General features: G+C 60.1%; 18 protein-coding genes. 9 read left to right on the plus strand and 9 right to left on the minus strand.

Annotation, left to right across the window (positions count from 1 at the left end; translation table 11 throughout):
• Positions 1-53 precede the first annotated feature (53 nt).
• Positions 54-956, minus strand: coding sequence for a chemotaxis protein CheV (locus tag PCOSP_RS04660; protein WP_139645880.1), 903 nt, complete (start codon positions 954-956; stop codon positions 54-56).
• Between the two features lie 199 nt (positions 957-1,155).
• Positions 1,156-2,712: a nitric oxide reductase transcriptional regulator NorR gene (gene norR / locus PCOSP_RS04665; protein WP_464710433.1), complete on the minus strand. Its 1,557-nt coding sequence runs from the start codon at positions 2,710-2,712 to the stop codon at positions 1,156-1,158.
• Between the two features lie 150 nt (positions 2,713-2,862).
• On the opposite strand from norR, the gene hmpA reads away from it, so the two are divergent.
• Complete coding sequence (gene hmpA / locus PCOSP_RS04670; protein ID WP_139645885.1) at positions 2,863-4,044, plus strand: NO-inducible flavohemoprotein; 1,182 nt, start codon at positions 2,863-2,865, stop codon at positions 4,042-4,044.
• A gap of 155 nt (positions 4,045-4,199) precedes the next feature.
• On the opposite strand, the gene PCOSP_RS04675 is transcribed toward hmpA, so the two are convergent.
• Positions 4,200-5,036: an IS3 family transposase gene (locus PCOSP_RS04675; RefSeq protein ID WP_254705043.1), complete on the minus strand. Its 837-nt coding sequence runs from the start codon at positions 5,034-5,036 to the stop codon at positions 4,200-4,202.
• Positions 5,033-5,335: an IS3 family transposase gene (locus PCOSP_RS04680; RefSeq protein ID WP_047230570.1), complete on the minus strand. Its 303-nt coding sequence runs from the start codon at positions 5,333-5,335 to the stop codon at positions 5,033-5,035. Before PCOSP_RS04680 ends, PCOSP_RS04675 begins: the two co-directional genes overlap by 4 nt.
• A 421-nt stretch (positions 5,336-5,756) precedes the next feature.
• Between PCOSP_RS04680 and PCOSP_RS04685 the strand changes: the two genes are divergently transcribed.
• From PCOSP_RS04685 to cyoE, 6 genes are all read left to right on the plus strand, one after another.
• Positions 5,757-6,266 (plus strand): disulfide bond formation protein B, encoded by a 510-nt coding sequence (locus PCOSP_RS04685; protein ID WP_139645889.1) that lies wholly within the window; start codon positions 5,757-5,759, stop codon positions 6,264-6,266.
• 824 nt (positions 6,267-7,090) lie between these two features.
• Positions 7,091-8,005 carry a ubiquinol oxidase subunit II gene (cyoA, locus tag PCOSP_RS04690; protein ID WP_464710435.1) on the plus strand — a complete coding sequence of 305 codons (915 nt, stop codon included), beginning with the start codon at positions 7,091-7,093 and terminating at the stop codon, positions 8,003-8,005.
• Positions 8,006-8,008: 3 nt separating this feature from the next.
• Positions 8,009-10,039, plus strand: coding sequence for a cytochrome o ubiquinol oxidase subunit I (cyoB, locus tag PCOSP_RS04695; protein ID WP_139645892.1), 2,031 nt, complete (start codon positions 8,009-8,011; stop codon positions 10,037-10,039).
• A gap of 3 nt (positions 10,040-10,042) precedes the next feature.
• Entirely contained in the window at positions 10,043-10,669 is a 627-nt protein-coding gene (locus tag PCOSP_RS04700; protein ID WP_024777554.1) for a cytochrome o ubiquinol oxidase subunit III, read from the plus strand.
• On the plus strand, positions 10,670-11,005 hold the full coding sequence (gene cyoD / locus PCOSP_RS04705) for a cytochrome o ubiquinol oxidase subunit IV (RefSeq protein WP_041022358.1): 336 nt from the start codon (positions 10,670-10,672) through the stop codon (positions 11,003-11,005).
• 11 nt (positions 11,006-11,016) lie between these two features.
• Positions 11,017-11,904, plus strand: a complete 888-nt coding sequence (gene cyoE / locus PCOSP_RS04710; RefSeq protein WP_025211928.1) for a heme o synthase — start codon at positions 11,017-11,019, stop codon at positions 11,902-11,904.
• A 177-nt stretch (positions 11,905-12,081) separates the two neighbouring features.
• Here the strand turns inward: cyoE and PCOSP_RS04715 are convergent, their stop codons facing one another.
• The 3 genes from PCOSP_RS04715 to PCOSP_RS04725 form a co-directional block, all read right to left on the minus strand.
• The gene (locus PCOSP_RS04715) at positions 12,082-12,786 is read right to left on the minus strand and encodes a hypothetical protein (protein ID WP_047699663.1); all 705 of its coding nucleotides are present in this window, start codon (positions 12,784-12,786) and stop codon (positions 12,082-12,084) included.
• A 91-nt stretch (positions 12,787-12,877) separates the two neighbouring features.
• Positions 12,878-13,669, minus strand: a complete 792-nt coding sequence (locus tag PCOSP_RS04720) for a DUF72 domain-containing protein (protein ID WP_464710436.1) — start codon at positions 13,667-13,669, stop codon at positions 12,878-12,880.
• Between the two features lie 96 nt (positions 13,670-13,765).
• Positions 13,766-14,674: a LysR family transcriptional regulator gene (locus tag PCOSP_RS04725; protein ID WP_175361703.1), complete on the minus strand. Its 909-nt coding sequence runs from the start codon at positions 14,672-14,674 to the stop codon at positions 13,766-13,768.
• A 98-nt stretch (positions 14,675-14,772) separates the two neighbouring features.
• Between PCOSP_RS04725 and PCOSP_RS04730 the strand changes: the two genes are divergently transcribed.
• On the plus strand, positions 14,773-15,945 hold the full coding sequence (locus tag PCOSP_RS04730) for an acetylornithine/succinylornithine family transaminase (protein ID WP_464710438.1): 1,173 nt from the start codon (positions 14,773-14,775) through the stop codon (positions 15,943-15,945).
• Between the two features lie 122 nt (positions 15,946-16,067).
• The gene (locus PCOSP_RS04735; RefSeq protein WP_024777561.1) at positions 16,068-16,802 is read left to right on the plus strand and encodes an OmpA family lipoprotein; all 735 of its coding nucleotides are present in this window, start codon (positions 16,068-16,070) and stop codon (positions 16,800-16,802) included.
• A gap of 179 nt (positions 16,803-16,981) precedes the next feature.
• On the opposite strand, the gene PCOSP_RS04740 is transcribed toward PCOSP_RS04735, so the two are convergent.
• Positions 16,982-18,787, minus strand: a complete 1,806-nt coding sequence (locus tag PCOSP_RS04740) for an alkaline phosphatase D family protein (protein WP_464711868.1) — start codon at positions 18,785-18,787, stop codon at positions 16,982-16,984.
• Positions 18,788-19,120: 333 nt separating this feature from the next.
• On the minus strand, positions 19,121-20,116 hold the full coding sequence (locus tag PCOSP_RS04745) for a TRAP transporter substrate-binding protein (protein WP_464710440.1): 996 nt from the start codon (positions 20,114-20,116) through the stop codon (positions 19,121-19,123).
• Positions 20,117-20,281 lie beyond the last annotated feature (165 nt).

A 20,281-nucleotide genomic window follows, 5' to 3' on the forward strand; every position in this document is an offset into this window, starting at 1 on the left:
GAGATTGCCGGACCCTCCCACGCCGGAACGCAGGAGCGCACCGTCGGTACAACTCAGTGGCCTTGTTCGGCCACCGCCTTGGCTGCCGTGATCAGGCACTTGGTCAGTTCGGGCGAGGAAAACTTGGTCAGCACCCCATTGGCGCCGGCCAACCGGGCCTTTTCACTGTTCATGGCACTGTCCAGCGAGGTGTGCAGCAACACGTAGAGGTGGGCGAAGTCCGGCGTTTCCCGCAGCGTGCGGGTGAGGGCGTAACCGTCCATTTCCGACATTTCGATGTCGGAGACGATGAGGTTGATCTGTCCGGCCGTGCCTTGCAGGTCCAACAGGCATTCGATGGCTTCCTTGGCGCTGCGGGCGGTGTGGCATTGCAGGCCCAGGTTGCGCAGGGTGTGCACCGATTGTTGCAACGCCACCTGGCTGTCATCGACCACCAGGATCCGTGCGTTGCCCAGCACTTCGGCGTCTTCCATGCTCAGCTCGGTGGGCGCGGTTTCGATCTGCGCCGGGGCGATGCCATGGATGACCTTCTCGATGTCCAGCACCTGCACGAGCTTGCCGTCCACCGACGTCACGCCGGTGATGAACGCGCGATTGCCGCCGGAGCCGTAAGGCGGTGGCTTGATGTCGGTGGTCAGGCAGTGGACGATCTTGCTCACCGCCTGCACGTGCAGGCCCTGCTTGGAGCGGCTGACATCGGTGACGATCAGGCAGCCGCCGTCCGGATCTTCCAGCGGCCGCTCGCCAATGGCACGGCTCAGGTCAATCACCGACAGCGATGTGCCACGCAGGGTCGCAATGCCTTTCACGTGTGGATGCGACTCCGGCAGTTTGGTCAGTGGCGGGCACGGGATGATCTCACTGACTTTGAGCAGGTTGATTGCCATCAGCTTGCCGCTGCGCAACGTAAACAGCAGAAGCGAAAGTGAATCTGCGCGGGCTTTGTTGGAAGACATAAAAACCTTCTGTGTAAAAAGGTGGGGCGAACGTGAAGATCGCCAAAACAGCTTTTGATATCGGGTTATCGACTTGTTGAGGGCAGGCTTTAGGGCGAAAGCGGCCGACATCCGCTTTCCGGGCCAGCGGCCTGTGAATACACACCTGTGGCGAGGGGATAAATCCCCTCGCCACAAAGGCTTGAGCAACTTGAGGGCGTTATTTGAGCCCCAACCGTCGTGCCATCCGCCCCAGGTTCGCCCGATCCAGCCCCAGTTCTCGGGCGGCACTGGCCCAGTTGTGTTGATGGCGTTCCAGGCTGGCGCCGATCAGCCGGCGCTGGAAATCGTCCATGGCTTCGCGCAGGTCTCCCGTCACGGGGGTGATCGCCAGCGCAGGGGGTGTTGCTGAAGGCTCGGACGTTGGCTCGGTGGCCTGGGGCAAGTCCAGGTCCTGGGCACCGAGGCTGAGGATTTTCGGCCGCACCGGGCATCTGCCAAGCGCTTTCAGGGCGCTACGGCCGATCAGGTGTTCAAGTTCACGCACGTTACCCGGCCAGTCGTAGGCCAGCAGCGCGGCCTGGGCATCGCTGCTCAGACGCAGGCTGTTGAGGCCCATGCGCGAGCGATTCTGCTCCAGGAAAAAACCGCTGAGCAGCAGCACATCGCGGCCACGATCCCGCAGCGCCGGTACCTGCAAGGGATACACGCTCAAGCGGTGGTAGAAATCGGCCCGATAGCGGCCGTTGCGCACCTCTTCGGCCAGGTCGCGATTGGTGGCGGCGATCAGACGCACATCCACCAGATGCTCCTTGTCCGAGCCCAGGCGCTGCAACTGGCCGCTCTGCAACACTCTCAGCAGTTTGGCCTGGACGGTCAGGGACAACTCACCCACTTCGTCGAGGAACAGCGTGCCGCCATCGGCCAACTCGAACTTGCCGCGCCGGTCGCTCGTCGCTCCGGTGAACGCGCCGCGTACGTGGCCGAAAAGTTCGCTTTCCACCAGAGTGTCCGGCAGGGCGGCGCAGTTGAGGCTGATCAGCGGCTGTTCGGCGCGTTTGGAGGCTGCATGGATGGCTTGGGCGACCAGCTCCTTGCCGACGCCGGTTTCACCGGTGATCAACACGGTCAGGTCGCTGCCGCCCACCAGCTTGATCTCTTCCACCAGGCGTTTATGGGCTTTGCTCTGGCCGACCATGTCGCGGGATTGCTGGCCGCTGGCCTGGCGATAGACCTCGGCTCGGCGGTGTTCGTCTTCGGCTTTCAAGGCCAGGCGTTCGATGCGTTCGGCGGCGCTGACCGTGGCGGCGGCGAGGCTGGCGAAGGCCTGCAGCGCACCGAGGTCGATGGGTTCGAAGCGCTCCGGATCCAGGGAGTCAAGGGTCAGCAGGCCCCAGGGGCGCTCATCGACGAACAGCGGGCAGCCCATGCAATCGTGAACTTCCAGATGGTCGTCGAGGCCTTCAACCAGTCCGTCGTAGGGATCGGGCAGGTCGCTGTCGGTGGCGAAACGGGTGGGGTTCGGGTTGGCCAGCAGCGCTTCGAAGCGCGGGTGTTCACTGACCCGGAAGCGCCGGCCCAAGGTGTCGGTGCTCAAGCCGTCCACCGCCAGCGGCACCAGGCTGTCCCCGTCCAGCCGCAACAGCGCTGCAGCGTCGCAAGGCAGCAAGGCGCGCAGGGCGCCGAGCAGGCGGCGATAGCGCTCGCCTTCAAGCAGTTCGCGAGACAGGTCAGCTACCAGCGGCAACAAGGCGGTCAGCAGGGAGGTTGCGGTCATAATGACTCCGTGTAGTCAAAAAGACTATAGCTTCACGTGTGTCGTTATGACTACATTATTTTTAAGCTATTGAAAATTAACGAAAATATTTGTGGCATGAAACCTGATAAGCATCGGTATCCGTTTCCGTAACACACGAGGATTCACCTTATGCTCACCCGGGAAGAACGCGCCATCATTCGCTCCACCGTTCCATTGCTTGAAAGCGGTGGTGAAGCGCTCATCACTCACTTCTACCGCATGATGCTTTCCGAATATCCTCAGGTTCGACCGCTGTTCAACCAGGCTCACCAAGCCAGCGGCGATCAGCCTCGGGCCCTGGCTAACGGTGTATTGATGTATGCACGGCATATCGACCAGCTCGACCAGTTGGGTGACCTGGTGGCGAAAATCGTCAACAAGCATGTCGCCTTGCAGATCGAGCCACAGCATTACCCGATTGTCGGCTCCTGCTTGTTGCGGGCGATTGCCGAAGTGCTGGGCAACGAGATCGCCACGCCCGAAGTGATCTCCGCCTGGGGCGCCGCTTATAACCAATTGGCCGATATTCTCATCGGCGCCGAAGCCGGCATGTACGACAAGAAGGCCGCGGCGCCGGGTGGATGGCGGGGCGAGCGGGAATTCATCCTGGTGGCCAAGGTCCAGGAAAGCTCGGAGATCACCTCGTTCTACTTCGAACCGGCGGACAAGGGGCCGATCCTGCTGGCCGAGCCGGGTCAGTACATCGGCATGAAACTGTTCCTGGACGGTGAGGAAGTGCGCCGCAACTATTCGTTGTCGGCCCTGGCGGACAACGGCCAGTACCGGATCAGTGTCAAGCGCGAGCCGGGTGGGCGGGTATCGAACTACCTGCATCATGATTTCCAGATTGGCAGCCGCATCCAGTTGTTCCCGCCGTCCGGGGACTTCTACCTGACCGCCAGCGACAAGCCCTTGGTGCTGATCAGCGGTGGCGTCGGTATCACCCCAACCCTGGCGATGCTGCAAGCGGCGCTGCAAACCGAGCGACCAGTGCATTTCATTCACTGCGCACGTAATGGTCGTGTCCATGCCTTCCGTGAGTGGATCGACGACCTGGCCAAGCGGCACCCGCAACTCAAGCGCTTCTATTGCTACGACGAAGACGACGGCTTGAGCGAGGCAGCCGATCGGATTGGTTTGTTGAGCCAGGAGCAACTGGCCAAGTGGCTGCCGGAACAGCGTGACCTGGATGCCTATTTCCTGGGGCCGAAGGGCTTCATGGCCGCCGTGAAGCGTCATCTCAAGGCCCTGGGCGTACCGGATGGGCAGAGCCGTTACGAGTTCTTCGGGCCGGCTGCGGCGCTGGAATAAAGGCAAGCGGCAAGCCCGGCAGAACCGGGTTGCCTTTATCGCGAGCAGGCTCGCTCCCACAGGAAATTGCGGCGGACGCACAGTTGTGAGTGCTGCAAAAAAACGGTGGGAGCGGGCTTGAACTGGTCAAGTAATTCTGGACACCAGTTAAGGTTTCACGCCGCCAGTTTCTCCATAGCTACCGGCGACCGGTAATCGTTGTAGCTATGGAGCCTGACGTTGTTGTATCGCATCACATAGCGTTGCACATCCACGCGGGCTTCATGCTCCGAACTGTAGCCCGCTTCGGGCACCCACTCTGACTTCAGGCTGCCAAAGAAACGCTCCATCGGGGCATTGTCCCAGCACTCACCTTTGCGACTCATGCTTTGCAGAAGCCCTTGTTTGCGCACCTCATTCCTGAATTTGTGGCTGGTGTATTGGCAACCTTGATCAGAATGAAACAACACCTCTTTTGGGCGCCCTCGCAATTGAACCGCCATCCGCAACGCTTCGCAGGTCAGAGCGGCGTCGGAAATCATTGAAAATGACCATCCCACGATCCGACGAGCAAATAGATCCAAAACCGCTGCGAAATACATCCAGCGTCTGCCGACCTTGATGTACGTGACATCGCCGCACCACACTTGGTTGATCGCAGTGACATCAAACTTGCGTTTGAGCACATGCGGCGCCACCAGCGCTTCCACGCCGCAAGACTTGTACTTGTGCCGACGCCGCTGATGACTGGCAACACCGGCTTCGCGCATCAAACTGCGAGCCATATGGCGCCCAACGCGATGCCCCTTGGCTTGCAGCTCCTTGGAAAGAGTACGAGACCCTGCGGACGCTCTGGATTCCTTGTGATGTTCGATCAGCACGGCTTTCAGTTTCTCCCGCTCAGGCTTCACCTTGCCTTGGCGCTGACGCCAGGCGTAAAAGCTGCTGCGGTTGACTCCAAACGCCCGGCAGCAATTGTTAACGCCGTACTGCTCGTCCAGCTCGTTGATCAACGAGAATGATCTTTGGAGTCCAAAAGCAGGAGAGCACTGGCCTTTTTTAGGATTTCAATGTCCAGGTCTTTTTGCCTGAGCAGCGCTTTGAGCTGCTGGATCTCTCGCTGATCGGCGGTAATCGCCTTGGCCCCTTCCGGGGTCGACCCCAAGCGCTCTTTGCGAACCTGGTCGACCCAACGGCGCAAGGCAGTAGGGCCAATATCCAGACTGGCACAGACCTCAGGAACTGACTGGCCTTCGTCCAGCACCATGCTGGCAGCCTTGAGCTTGAACTCACTGGAATAAGATTTACGCATAGCCAAACACCTCAGATTTGGGCGCCATCATAGCGCCCGATTGAAGTGTCCAAAATCATTAGGCCAGTTCAGCTTGCTCGCGAAGACGGCGGCATCGTCGACATCGAGGTTGCCTGACACACCGCTTTCGCGAGCAAGCCCGCTCCCACAGTGGAGCCGCGGTGCACGCAGCATTTGCATGCACCATCGGACCCTGTGGGAGCGAGCCTGCTCGCGAAGGGGCCGGCATGCTTTGCACACTCAACTGACCTTTCGCCCGCTCAAAGTTAATCCGCACTTAACCTTTTTCCTGTCTATTCCCCCCAAAGATGGCGCAAGCCGCTCGTTCACTGTCATGGCCAACGTGTAGACTTCGGCCATCCGACTGTGCGCCGAGTGTCGCAAGGCTGTGCGTCGATCCATGCATTCAAAGGAAAAGGTAATGAGTGAGGAAATGATGCGGTTGGGCCGCGAGCGGCGCTACCTGGTGTTGCTGGGGCTTATCTGCCTGGCGCTGATCGGTGGTGCGCTATATATGCAGGTGGCCTTGGGTGAGGCACCGTGCCCGCTGTGCATCCTGCAGCGTTATGCGCTGTTGCTGATCGCGATCTTCGCGTTCATCGGCGCGGCCATGCGCACCCGTCGCAGCCTGACGATTCTCGAGGGGATTGTGGTGCTCTGTGCCCTGGCCGGTGCGGGGGTGGCGGGACATCACGTGTATACCCAGTTCTTCCCGGCAGTCAGCTGCGGTATCGATGTGCTGCAACCGATTGTCGATGATCTGCCGCTGGCGAAGATCTTCCCGTTGGGGTTCCAGGTCGACGGGTTCTGCTCCACCCCATACCCGCCGATCCTGGGCTTGTCCCTGGCGCAATGGGCGCTTCTGTCCTTCGTACTGATCGTGGTACTGGTACCCTTGCTGGTGTCGCGTAACCGCAAGACCCTTCGCTGAAGCACCTCGATGAAACGCCCCGGTTTCCCTGTTGGAGAACCGGGGCGTTTTGCATTCAGCGATAGGAGGGACAGGCCTTGATCCGGGACAAGAATGACCTGCGACACTGTGCGACACGTTGTCACACATCCCCAGGTTCCGGGGGCGTTCGCGGCAGGAATATACGCCTCGTCCTGTAATAAAAAAATGTACCGGCTTGCCACGCCCATTACCTTGGCGGAGCCGGCAGCAGGCATTTTTAACAGCGCAGCGCCATTTGGCGAGCCCCCCGAAAAACGGGCGCTTGCCAGGCAAAAAACCTCAACGCGTTTCGTTCAGGCTGTCTGAATCGGGCGTAGTAGGCCTACGTTTTTTGGGGTTCTTGTTGAGAATCAATTTCGATAACATGCCGGACCGTTGCGGTATCGGGAAGAGATTGTTGCCGGTTTGGATAAAAATTATTTCGGGATGAGACATGGTCTACAGCGCTCCAGCTCACTACAATCGCCCGCACCGAATATCCGACCCGGCTCAGGCTTGAGCACGAGAGGCGGTCGAAGGGTGCCAGCGCCCCATGCGACCCCAGGTGTCGGTGCCTTCCAACTACCCGCACCAAATGGAATTGGGCTGTAACAAGGCCTTTTACCGACGAATTCGAATAAGAACTCACTGCTGGCCCAGGATATGTCGAACAGCGTCTGACGCTCGACGGGCAGCCCTTATTCAAATCCAAGAAATGCCAACCCTTGGCAGGGTGAAGTGTTGGCGATCAAAACCCAACTGCATTGCGCAAGCTGCTTTAGAGGTCGTGAGATGAGTAAAAACAGGTACCCCGATTACTAGGCTTGTTGCCGCTGCTCGGCACGTTGCTGCTGGGAGGCTGCAACATGACCTTGCTCGATCCCAAGGGCCAGGTCGGCCTGGATGAACGAAACCTGATCATCACCGCCACGCTGCTGATGTTGCTGGTCGTTGTGCCGGTTATCGTCATGACGTTCCTGTTCGCCTGGAAATACCGCGCGTCCAATACCAAGGCGGTGTACACGCCGAAGTGGTCGCACTCCACCAAGATCGAAGCTGCCGTGTGGACAATCCCGGTCCTGATCATCATTGCCCTGGGTTATGTCACCTACAAGTCGACTCACGCCCTGGACCCGTACCGTCCGCTGGAATCCGACGTCAAGCCGATCACCATTGAAGTGGTCTCGATGGACTGGAAGTGGCTGTTCATCTATCCGGAACAGGGCATCGCCACCGTTAACAAGATCGTGTTCCCGGCCCACACGCCGATCAACTTCAAGGTCACCTCCGACACCGTGATGAACTCGTTCTTCATCCCGGGCCTGGGCGGCCAGATCTACGCGATGGCGGGCATGCAGACCAAGCTGCACCTGATCGCCAACCAGAACGCCGAACTCGAAGGTATCTCCGCCAACTACAGCGGCGCGGGTTTCACCGGCATGAAGTTCAAAGCAATCGCCACCACCCAGGAAGACTTCGACGCCTGGGTCAACGATGTGAAGAAGGCACCTAAACAGCTTGAAAAAGCTGAATACGAAGCCCTTTCCAAACCGAGCCAGAACAACCCAGTCGAACTCTACTCCGCGGTCACGCCGAACCTGTTCCAGACCATCATCGACAAGTATGAAGGGATGAATCCGGGCAAGCCGATGCACCACGAGAAGAAAGAGCAGGAAGTGGCGCACAACATGGAAGGGATGGACATGAGTTCGCATTCAGCTGCCGGGGCAGAGGAGTAAACGATGTTTGGTAAATTAAGTTGGGAAGCGATCCCGTTCCACGAGCCGATTGTCATGGTGACCCTCGCCATCATCGCGCTCGGTGGTCTGGGGCTGTTCGCCGGGATCACTTACTTCAAGAAGTGGACCTACCTGTGGACCGAGTGGCTGACGTCGGTCGACCACAAGAAAATCGGCGTGATGTACATCGTCGTCGCCATGGTCATGCTGCTGCGCGGTTTTGCCGACGCCATCATGATGCGTACCCAGTTGGCCATGGCCACCGAGGGTTCGCCTGGCTACCTGCCACCTGAACACTATGACCAGATCTTCACCGCCCACGGTGTGATCATGATCATCTTCATGGCGATGCCATTCTTCACCGGCCTGATGAACCTGGCAGTGCCGCTGCAGATCGGTGCCCGCGACGTTGCCTTCCCGTTCCTGAACTCCCTGAGCTTCTGGCTGCTGGTGTCCGGCGTCGTGCTGATCAACGTTTCCCTGGGTGTTGGTGAATTCGCCAAGACTGGTTGGGTTGCCTATCCGCCGTTGTCGGGGCTGCAATACAGTCCGGGCGTAGGTGTGGATTACTACATCTGGGCGCTACAGCTATCCGGGTTGGGTACGACGCTCACGGGGGTCAACTTCCTGGCCACCGTGCTGAAAATGCGTACCCCGGGCATGAAGCTGATGGACATGCCGATCTTCACCTGGACCTGCACCTGGGCCAACGTACTGATCGTCGCTTCGTTCCCGATCCTGACCGCCACCCTGGCACTGCTGACGCTTGACCGTTACATGGATTTCCACATTTTCACCAATGAACTGGGTGGAAATCCGATGATGTACGTCAACCTGTTCTGGGCCTGGGGTCACCCCGAGGTGTACATCCTGATCCTGCCGGCGTTCGGGATCTTCTCCGAAGTCATCTCGACCTTCTCCGGCAAGAAACTGTTCGGCCACCACTCGATGATCTACGCTTCCGGCGCGATCTCGGTGCTGGGCTTCATGGTTTGGCTGCACCACTTCTTCACCATGGGTTCGGGGGCCAGCGTCAACGCCTTCTTCGGCCTGGCGACGATGCTGATTTCGATCCCGACCGGGGTGAAGCTGTTCAACTGGCTGTTCACCATCTACCAGGGCCGTCTGCGTTTCACCAGCCACGTCATGTGGACCCTGGGCTTCATGGTGACCTTCGCCATCGGCGGCATGACCGGCGTACTGCTGGCCATCCCGGGTGCCGACTTCGTCCTGCACAACAGCCTGTTCGTGATCGCGCACTTCCATAACGTGATCATCGGCGGCGCGGTGTTCGGCTACATCGCTGGCTTCGCCTTCTACTTCCCGAAAGCGTTCGGCTTCAAGCTGCACGAAGGCTGGGGCAAGGGCGCGTTCTGGTTCTGGATCACCGGCTTCTTCGTCGCGTTCATGCCGCTCTATGTACTGGGCTTCATGGGCATGACCCGTCGTCTGAACACCACCACCAACCCTGAGTGGGTGCCGTACCTGTACGTTGCCATGTTCGGTGCGGTGCTGATCGCCGTCGGTATCGCCTGCCAGCTGATCCAGCTGTATGTCAGCGTACGTGACCGCAACAAGCCAGAGAACATGTGCGCACACGGCGACCCGTGGGATGCCCATACCCTGGAGTGGTCGACTTCTTCGCCACCGCCGTTCTACAACTTCGCCGTGCTGCCGAAAGCGGACACCATCGACCCGTTCACCGAAGCCAAGGAAAACGGTACTGCGTACCAGACTCCGGCCAAGTACGCGCCGATCCACATGCCGAACAACACCGCTACCGGTGTGGTCATGGGCGGCCTGTTGACCGTGTTCGGTTTCGCGATGATCTGGCACATCTGGTGGCTCGCCGCTGCCAGCCTGGTCGGCACCGTGGTGTATTTCGCCATCCATGCCGCCCGCGACGATCAGGGCTACATGGTGCCGGTGGATGTCATCGAGCGCATCGAAGCCGAGCAGCACAAACGTCTGGTCGCGGCCGGGAAAGTCCGGGCTACCTCCACCCGTGTTGAAACCTCGTTGGAACAGGCTTAAACCATGTCGAACTTAGTGACCAATGTTGGACACGCCCATGGTCATGACCATGGGCATGATGACCATCACCACGACTCGGGCGAGATGACCGTATTCGGTTTCTGGCTCTACCTGATGACCGACTGCATTCTGTTCGCGTCGATCTTCGCGGCCTATGCAGTGCTGGTCAACAACGTCGCCGGTGGCCCGTCGGGCCACGACATCTTCGAGCTGCCTTACGTACTGGGCGAAACCGCTCTGCTGCTGTTCAGCTCGATCACCTACGGCTTCGCCATGCTGGCGTTGTACAAGGGCAAGAAAACCCAGGTCCTGGGCTGGCTGGCCATGACCTTCCTGTTCGGTGCCGGCTTCATCGGCATGGAGATCAACGAGTTCCACATGTTGATCTCCGAGGGCTTCGGTCCTAACCGCAGCGGCTTCCTGTCCGGGTTCTTCACCCTGGTCGGCACCCACGGTCTGCACGTGACCAGCGGCCTGATCTGGATGGCGATCATGATGTACCAGGTCCAGAAAAATGGCCTGACCGCCACCAACAAGACCCGCCTGAGCTGCCTGAGTCTGTTCTGGCACTTCCTGGACGTGGTGTGGATCTGCGTATTCACCGTTGTTTATCTGATGGGGACCCTGTAAATGGCTAACGCACATTCCCATGATGGTCATGACGCCAGCCACGGCAGCGTCAAGTCCTATGCCATCGGCTTTATCCTGTCGGTGATCCTGACCGTCATCCCGTTCGGCCTGGTGATGTACCCATCGCTGCCCAAGAGCCTGACCCTGTGGATCGTCCTGATCTTCGCCGTGGTCCAGGTCCTGGTGCACCTGGTGTACTTCCTGCACCTTGACCGCTCCGCCGCCCAGCGTAACAACGTGATTGCGTTTGTCTTCGCGGCGTTGGTGATCGTCCTGCTGGTCGGCCTGTCGTTGTGGATCATGTTCAGCATCCACACCAACATGATGGCGCACTGAGGAAAGTCCGGATGTCCTTAAAGCACTTTATCCAAATCACCAAGCCGGGGATCATTTTCGGTAACGTGCTTTCTGTGGCAGGCGGGTTCTTCCTGGCCTCGAAAGGGCATGTCGATCTGGCCATCTTCCTGGCGGCGATGATTGGCACGTCCCTGGTGGTGGCGTCCGGTTGCGTGTTCAACAACTGCATCGACCGCGACATCGACATCAAGATGGAACGCACCAAAAACCGCGCGCTGGTCCAGGGGCTGATCCCGGTACAACTGGCCCTGGCGTTCGCCACGGTGCTGGGCGTGGCCGGTGTGGCGCTGTTGTACCGGGTGGCCAACCCGTTGGCGGCGCTGTTCGCGGTGATCGGTTTTGTCATCTACGTCGGTCTCTACAGCCTGTACCTCAAGCGCAAGTCGGTTCACGGCACGCTGGTGGGCAGTCTGTCGGGGGCGATGCCACCGGTGATCGGCTATGTGGCGGTCAGCAACAGCTTCGACATGGCTGCGCTGACGCTGCTGGTGATGTTCAGCCTGTGGCAGATGCCGCATTCCTATGCCATCGCGATCTTCCGCTTCAACGACTACCTGGCAGCCTCGATTCCGGTGTTGCCGGTCAAGCGCGGTATTCGCGTGGCCAAGAAGCACATCCTGCTCTACATCCTGGCCTTCCTGGTGGCGACCTTGATGCTGACCTTCAGCGGCTACGCCGGCATGAGCTACCTCGCCGTCGCCGCCGCCATGGGCATGTACTGGCTGTACATGGCCTGGACCGGCTACAAGGCCGTGGATGACACGGTCTGGGCACGCAAGCTGTTCGTGTTCTCGATCTTCACCATCACCGCCCTGAGCGTCATGATGTCCCTGGACTTCAAAGTGCCAAGTGAGCTGCTGCTGACCTACGCACCTTAAGCGCCAGATGCCCCACAAAAAGCCCCGCCTTCGAGAGAAGCGCGGGGCTTTTTCATGGGCGTCTTCCCGCACTGTTGTTTCTATTGTGGGAGCGAGCCGGCTCGCGATGGCGGCGGCACATCCACCCTCCATTCAAACTGATTCACCGCCTTCGCGAGCAAGCCCGCTCCTACAGGCTTACTGCTGGGCGATGCTGTAGCCGTCAAAGGCCTTTTGCTGCTGCAAAGCGGTGATGATGCTTTTGCGGGTGGCCTGTTGTTCGGTGCCGTCGTTGTCCAGGAACAGGTCGTTTTCCAGTTCGGCCTCGTCCCCTTCGCCGACGAAATTGAAGCCCAGGAATTCGAAGGCCTCACGGTCGACGTTCGGCTTGGAACTCGGGGTGCGCAGGGGCAGGGTGACGCTGATGCCGTCCTTGCTGATGACAAACACTTGCGCTTCCTTCTTGGCTCGCGAGGCCTTGCCCTTGCTGCCGCTCGGGTTGCTGATGGCCTGGTGGGTCTGGTTCAGCACCTTCAAGGCCAGGCCATAGACCAACTCCTGGAAGGCCGGGTCATCCTTGTAGCTGGAGAGAATCCGGCTGATGGGGAAGCGGCTGCTCAGGTCTTCCAGCGCGGCGAAATCGGCAGCTTCGGCGTCCTTGAGCTGCTTGAGCTGGCCCATCAGTTCGTAGGCCTTGTCATCGTCGAACGCATCGTGAGCCTGGCGAATGGCGCTGCGCAGCTCGCGGATCTGGTCGCTCTCGCGGTTCGACTGGAAGGCATCCAACACCATCTCACTGATGGTCTTGGCTTGAGGCAGATGCTGTGAAAGATTGATGGAGTTTTCGTATTCCGCTTTGGACGACAAGGTGACTACGGATTCAGCGGTATTGGAATCGGACATTGAAATTTCACTACTTCTGTTAGCTGGATAAGACGAGAAAGGCATTGAGCTTTTTTTCGGCCGCCTAATCTATTGGACACGGGCGGCGTTGTCACGGTTGATCCGGTGGCTGGTCGGCATTTGTTGCAGGCCACGGTGTTTTCGTACGCATCAGCGCCTCCAATCGCAATGCGTCGGGGATAGCCGCGCCACTGGCGGTGTTGTCGAAGATGCACCAGGTCGGTGTATCGGGTTCGCGTTTCAACTGCCGGGCGAGTTGCTCCAGCCAAATGTCTTCGTAGCGGGAGTAATAGATTCGCGGTGAGCCGTGCAACCGGTAGTAGCGCACCCCGGGCCAACCCCCGGGCTGGTCGCAGCCGGGCAAGGGCGATGGATCGGCGGCCACGCGGCCGATGTGTTCAGCGTGCAGCAATGCCGTGACGTGCTCGGCCAGCCAGCTTGGATGTCGGGGCTCAAGTACCGCGTGGCCCTGATAACGGTCCCGCAATGCCTTGAAAAACGATTCGGCCGCTCCGGCATCGAAGGCCAGTGACGGTGGCAGTTGGATCAACAGGCAGCCCAGCTTTTCCCCTAACTGCGAACACTGGCCGAGAAACTCATCCACAAGCCCGTCACAATCGCGCAACCGCCGTTCATGGGTGATCTGCTTGGACACCTTGACCGAGAAACGGAAGTCCGGCGCGACGCTGTCTGCCCACTTCGCATAGGTGGCGGGACGGTGCGGACGGTAGAACGAACTGTTGATCTCCACGGCCGGGAAGCGGGCGCTGTAGCGTTGCAGATGGGTGCCTTCCTCGGGAAAGGCCGGCCATTGTTCCCGGGGCAGCGACCAGCCGGCGCAGCCCAAATGAAAGTCAGGTGAAGAGCGAGATTGAATCGACAAGGGCAATGACCTGTAGCGTCTCTGATTTCGCTGGGTTGTTCTGTAGCCCTGAAAGGCTACATTTCCAAAAGTAGCCTCTCAGGGCTACTCCTACGTTTAGTCAGCGGATCTCGCCCATTTCTCCAAGGCAAATTCCACAAAACTGCGCAGCTTCGGCAACCGGTAGCGGTCCTGGGCGTAGATCAGGTTCATCGGCCGATGAGGCAGTTGATAATCCTGCAGCAACGCCACCAGGTGCCCGTCCTTCAAATCCTGTTCCACCAGCGCATCGGGCAGCATCACCACGCCCATGCCGGCCAGGGCCGCGCGATGCAGCCCCGCCGAACTGTTGATCAGCATCGGTCCGTTCACCGGCACTTTGATTTCGCCGTCCGGGCCGTCGATGGGCCAGTGGTCCTGGGCGAAGCGCCACTCGTCACTGGCGGAATAGGCGAACGACAGGCAGTCATGTCGTTGCAGATCGGCGGGTTGTTCCGGGGTGCCCCGGCGGGCCAGGTAAGCCTTGGAAGCGCAGATCGTCAGGGTGTAGTCCATCAATGGACGGGCGATCAGTTTCGGATCGGACAGGCCGAGGCGGATGGCGGCATCGAAGCCGTGGTCGAGCAGATCCAGGCGCTGGTTGGTCAGAACCACGTCGAGTTTGACCTGCGGGTAGCGCTGGCTGAATTCGGCCAGGGCCGGTGCGAGGCGTTCGGTGCCGAAGGTCAGTGGCGCGGTGATGCGCAGGGTGCCGGTGGGTTCGCCTTGGGTCTGCTCGGCCAGGCGCTCGGAGTCGGCCACCAGTCCCAGGACTTCCAGGCAACGCTGATAATAGGTCGAGCCGAATTCCGTCAGGCGCTGACGACGGGTCGTGCGGTTGATCAGGCGCACTCCCAGGCGTTGCTCCAGTGCCCGAAGGTGATTGCCCACCATGGTGGTGGACATTTCGCACGCCTGGGCCGCCGCGGTCAGGCTCCCGGTTTCTACCACTTTGACGTAAACCGTCATTGCCTGGAACAGATCCATTATCAAGCCTGGCTTCTAAATGATTGAAGTAAAGCAGTGTTTATCCAGCAAGGGTGGCTAACCATACTGGAAAAAACCACTTGATGGAGCTTGATGTCATGACCGCTGCCTGCCTGATGACCACCTACCAACCCCTGGCGCTGAGCTTCACCCACGGGCTGGGGACGCGCCTGTGGGACCAGGACGGTCGTGAATACCTCGATGCGGTGGCCGGTGTGGCGGTGACCAATGTCGGTCACTCCCATCCCCGGTTGGTAGCCGCCATCAGCGAGCAGGCCGGTTTGCTGCTCCACACGTCGAATCTGTACAGCATCGACTGGCAGCAACGGTTGGCGCAAAAGCTCACGCAACTGTCGGGGTTGGAGCGGGTGTTTTTCAATAACTCGGGTGCCGAGGCCAACGAGACCGCGTTGAAGTTGGCGCGTCTCTACGGCTGGCACAAAGGCATTGAGCAGCCCCTGGTGGTGGTCATGGAAAACGCCTTCCACGGACGCACCCTGGGCACCCTGTCCGCCAGCGACGGCCCGGCAGTACGGCTGGGTTACAACCGCTTGCCGGGGGATTTCATCAAGGTGCCGTTTGGCGATCTCGCCGCGCTGGAAGACATCCAGCAAATCCACGGTGAACGCATCGTCGCGATACTGGTGGAGCCGATCCAGGGTGAAAGCGGCGTGCAAATGGCCCCGCCGGGCTACCTCAAGGCTTTGCGGCAGTTGTGCTCCCGGCGTGCCTGGTTGTTGATGCTCGACGAGATCCAGACCGGCATCGGCCGCACTGGCCAATGGTTCGCGTTTCAGCATGAGGGCATCGTGCCGGATGTCATGACCCTGGCCAAAGGGTTGGGCAATGGTGTGCCCATTGGCGCATGCCTGGCGCGGGGCAAGGCGGCCGAACTGTTCACTCCCGGCAGTCATGGCAGCACTTTCGGGGGTAATCCGCTGGCTTGCCGGGTCGGCTGCACGGTGTTGGACATCATTGAGGAGCAGGATCTGGTGGGCAACGCCAGGCGTCAGGGCGAGCAACTGCTCGTCCGGCTGCGGGCGGAACTGGCGGATAACCCGAACGTGCTGGCGATTCGTGGCCAGGGATTGATGATCGGCATCGAACTCAAGCAACCGGTCCGCGACCTGGCGCTTTGCGCCGCCCGGGACCACGGCTTGTTGATCAATATCACCCGGGGCAAGACCATCCGTTTGTTGCCGCCGTTGACGATTGATGGCCGGGAAATAGGAATGATTGTCCGGGGGGTAAGCCGCAGCCTTGTCCAATGATAAAATCGGCCTGGGCGAAGCGCAGCGGAACGGAATTTTTAACGTTTGCTGCGTTCCAACGCCAGCCAGAGTCGATTGCCCATGCCCTGGCACATCAGATTGAAAACCCAGGAGCTTGTCCCATGTTCACCTCGCGTCGCTTGATCGTTGTCGCTACCGCCGTGGCCCTGTTGTCCGGCTGTGCGTCGCCTAACCCGTATGACAATCAGGGCCAGGCTTCCACGGATTCTTCAGGGATGAGCAAGACCGCCAAGTACGGCGGCCTCGGAGCCCTGGCCGGGGCACTGGCCGGTGCGGCCATCGATCACAACAATCGTGGCAAGGGCGCGTTGATCGGCGCTGCGGTCGTGGGCGCTTCCGCGGCAGGTTACGGCTACTACGCCGACCAGCAGGAAAAGAAACTGCGGGCCAGCATGGCCAACACCGGTGTTGAAGTGCAGCGCCAGGGCGACCAGATCAAACTGATCATGCCGGGCAACATCACCTTCGCCACCGACTCGGCGAACATCGCGTCCAGCTTCTACCAGCCGCTGAACAACCTGGCCAACTCCCTCAAGGAGTTCAACCAGAATCAGATCGAAATCGTCGGCTACACCGACAGCACCGGCAGCCGCCAGCACAACATGGACCTGTCCCAGCGCCGTGCCCAGAGCGTGGCGACCTACCTGACTTCCCAGGGCGTCAGCGGTGCCAACCTGAGCGCCCGCGGGGCCGGTCCGGACAATCCGGTGGCCAGCAACGCCGACGTCAACGGTCGGGCGCAGAACCGTCGCGTCGAAGTCAACCTCAAGGCCATTCCGGGCCAGCAATACCAGGCACCGGCGCAGCAAGGGCAGACTTACCAGCAGTACCCGTGATTGCCTGACGGCAGTTGAAAACGGGGGGCCATGGAAACATGGCCCCCCGTTTTTTTTCAGCCTGATGCCAGCCCTGTGGCGAGGGCGCTCGTTTCCACAGAATCTGGCACACCGCAGATCCACTGTGGGAGCGAGCCTGCTCGCGATAGCGGTCTACCGGCCTCGGTAAAGTCCCACCGTCAACGCGGCCCCAGCATCCGCGTCGGCGGTTTGCCGTTGGCGTTGTGCTGGTAGATCTGCGTGGGCTGGCCTTGCTCATTGAAAAACACCTGCCCGATCCCGGCCGAGTTCCACAAGCGCTCACCCGCCTCGGCATGTTCCGGGGTGTGGGGGATGATGCGCATGCGTCGGCGCTGGGTGAACCAGTTCAGGGGCGAGCGTGGGGCGTAGAGCCAGCGGTTCAGGCGGTCGAACCATTCCAGCAGCACCGGCGGGAACTCATTCTTGATGCCGCTGCTGGTGACCTGCCAGATGCGTGGGCCACCCTTGCGATGGGGGATCAACACTTCGTAGACGAAGGAATAGTGCACATCCCCTGACAACACCACGTAGTTCCCCGGCGTCCGCGAGTGTCGGAAAATGTTCAGGATCACCTGGGCCGCACCGCGATGGGCCATCCAGTTTTCCGCGTCCACCAGCAGCGGATAACCACACCAACTGAACACCCGTTGCACGGTTTCGATCAGCTTCACGCCGAAGATCGGGGCCGGCGAAACGATGATCGCCGAAGGGTGGTCCAGCAGTTCCTGTTGCAGTTCGCTCAGGGCTTCCCAATCCAGCAAACCGGAGGGATGCCTGAGGTTGCGTTCGCTGCGCCAGCGGCGGGTGCGGGTGTCGAGCACCACCAGGGCCGGGGTGCTTGGCAACACGTAGTGCCACTGCTGGAAGCCCAGCAAGGTATCGATCAATTTGTCCTGGGGGCCGCTGTCCAGGTAGCGGTCCCGTGCCGTGTCACTCAGGGCCACGGTCTGGCGAACCACCTCCTCGAACGCATCCGGGTTGTTGCCCCAGCCTTGGCAGAGCATGTAGGCGATCAATGCGTTGCCGATGATGCGTTTGGAGAACGGGTGGCCGTAGGCCGTTTCCTCCCACTGCGCGGACAGATTCCAGTCATCGGTGATGTCGTGATCGTCGAAGATCATCAGGCTCGACAGATGCGCGAACACCCGTGCCACACCACCCAGGCCGGCCTTGAAGCCATCGATGCGTTGCTGCTCCAACGCGTAGCGCTGACGCCGCTCGACGGTCAGCTCGGGTGGCTGCGGGTCGATCAACGTCCAAGGCACCGGCGACCAGGCCAGCAGATACATCGCCATGACCTCGGCGAAGGTCACCAGGTGATTGTCGGCGCTGCTGCTGGTGAAAATCGGCTTGCGTGCGCCGCCGAAAAACCGCTCGCGCAGGGTTTCGTTGCTTTCCAGGGCCGGTAGCAGGTCGGCGCGATGGTAGTAGCTGGCCGGGTGTCGATAGAGCCGGGCGCTGTCTTCCACCACCGCACCGTCCAGGCACTCCTCGAACAGCCCCAACCGCTCGATCAACGCATGAGTCGCCCGCAGCATCGGCCCGGCAACGTCGTCGGCGTAGATTTGATCGCCGCTCATCATCAGCAGTGCCGGCCGTTGCTCAGGCGCCTGGGCGAGCAGCCGGTCGACACAGAGCAAACCGTCGTTGGCTGGATGATGGGGTTTGCGACATGAGCCGTGGACCAGTTGGCCGATACGCGAGTGCAGCACGAAACTTGGGCGTTTCGCCTTGCCATACAACAAGTGTGGCGCCCATTCGGCGATGGGCGCGCCGTCCACCAGCAGGTCGTATTCAAGCGCGACGTCCTGGGGCAGGGGATGATCGAGCCGGACATCGATCAGGTGCACAAACGCTTGCTGCCCCACCGGCACCACCGTGCAGCGTTCGGTATCCAGCGCCAGATCGCTCACACCTTCCACCTGCAATGTCAACGCCAGCGACCGCGTCCCTACCAGCCACATCACCAACCGCGTGGGTTCCAGCCGCCGCAACAGCGGACCGACCAGGACGGGGGCAGGGTGATGGAGATATCAGCAGTGGAAGGCATGCGCGGGTAAAGCCCTGGTTCAGAACGAGGAGGGGATCATAACGCAATGCGCTTTGGCACTGAGGAGGGGTGAACAAGAGCAGCAAAGCGACACGGCTCTTGTGGCGAGGGGATTTAGCGAAACGTCGCACCGCCCCGTTGGGGTGCGCAGCAGCCCCCTAACCATGAGCGAGCGATGTGCTCGTAGTTTGGATGGGGCCGCTTCGCGGCCCAGCGGGGATGAATCCCCTCGCCACAGGTCGCTCGATCACTGAACCTGATTGGCCGCTTGCGCCGCCTTGAGCAGATCCGTTCCGATCTCCTTCTCGAACTTCGCCCATACCGGCTTCATCTTGTCCCGCCAGGCGTTGCGCTGTTCCGGCGTGAGGGTAATGATCTCGGTGGTCTTGGCGTCCAGGGCATGTTGCTTATCCTGCTGGTTCAACCGCTCTGCCTCACCGTTGGTATAGGTGGTCACCTCCGCCACGATCTTGTCCAATTCGCTGCGGATGTCCGGCGGCAGGCCATTCCAGAAATCGGACGTGGTGATCCACATGTAGTCGAGCGCACCGTGGTTGGTTTCGGTGACGTATTTCTGCACCTCATGCAGCTTCTGGTTGTAGAAGTTCGAATAAGGATTTTCCGCGCCATTGACGACACCTGCGCGCAAGGCCTGGTACGCCACGGAAAAAATCATTGGCTGCGCCTTGGCGCCCACTGCCTTGAACTGTTCTTCCAAGACTGCGGACGTCTGTATGCGGAACACCAGGCCACGGGCATCATCGGGCATGCGCAAGGGCTTGTTGGCCGACAACTGCTTCATGCCGTTGTGCCAATAAGCCAGGCCGGTGATGTTCTTGCTTTCCATGGACTTGAGCAGCTTCTGGCCTTCGGGGCTCTGTTGAAAGCGCTCCACCGCGGCCATGTCGTCAAACAGAAACGGCAGGTCGAACAGTTGCACGGTCTTGGTGTACTGCTCGAACTTGGCCAACGACCGCGCAATCATCTGCACATCTCCCAGCAGCAGCGCCTCCATCTCTTTGTCGTCGTTGTACAAGGTGGAGTTGGGATACACCTCGACCTTCACTTTGCCTGCCAGTCGCTCCTCCACCAGCTTCTTGAACATCAACGCGCCCTGGCCCTTCGGAGTCTGTTCGGCCACGACGTGGGAAAACTTGATCACGATTGGTTCTGCCGCCATCGCGGTGGCCCCTGCACTGAGGACGAGGATGCAGAGGAGTGTCTTCCATATCGGCTTGAGCATTGCAGGCTTCCTTTTTATTTGTCTTTATCGTACGGGTTCATTCAAAACCCGGCGTACAGCGGACCACGACAAGTCTAGGGGAAAAAAAGCAGACTGCAGGATGCCGTCCAAGTGAGGGGTTCGAGTGTCTGCTAGGCTACGTCGTCAGAATCGAGGAACCTAAGG

Source organism: Pseudomonas sp. MAFF 730105 (assembly GCF_055380705.1).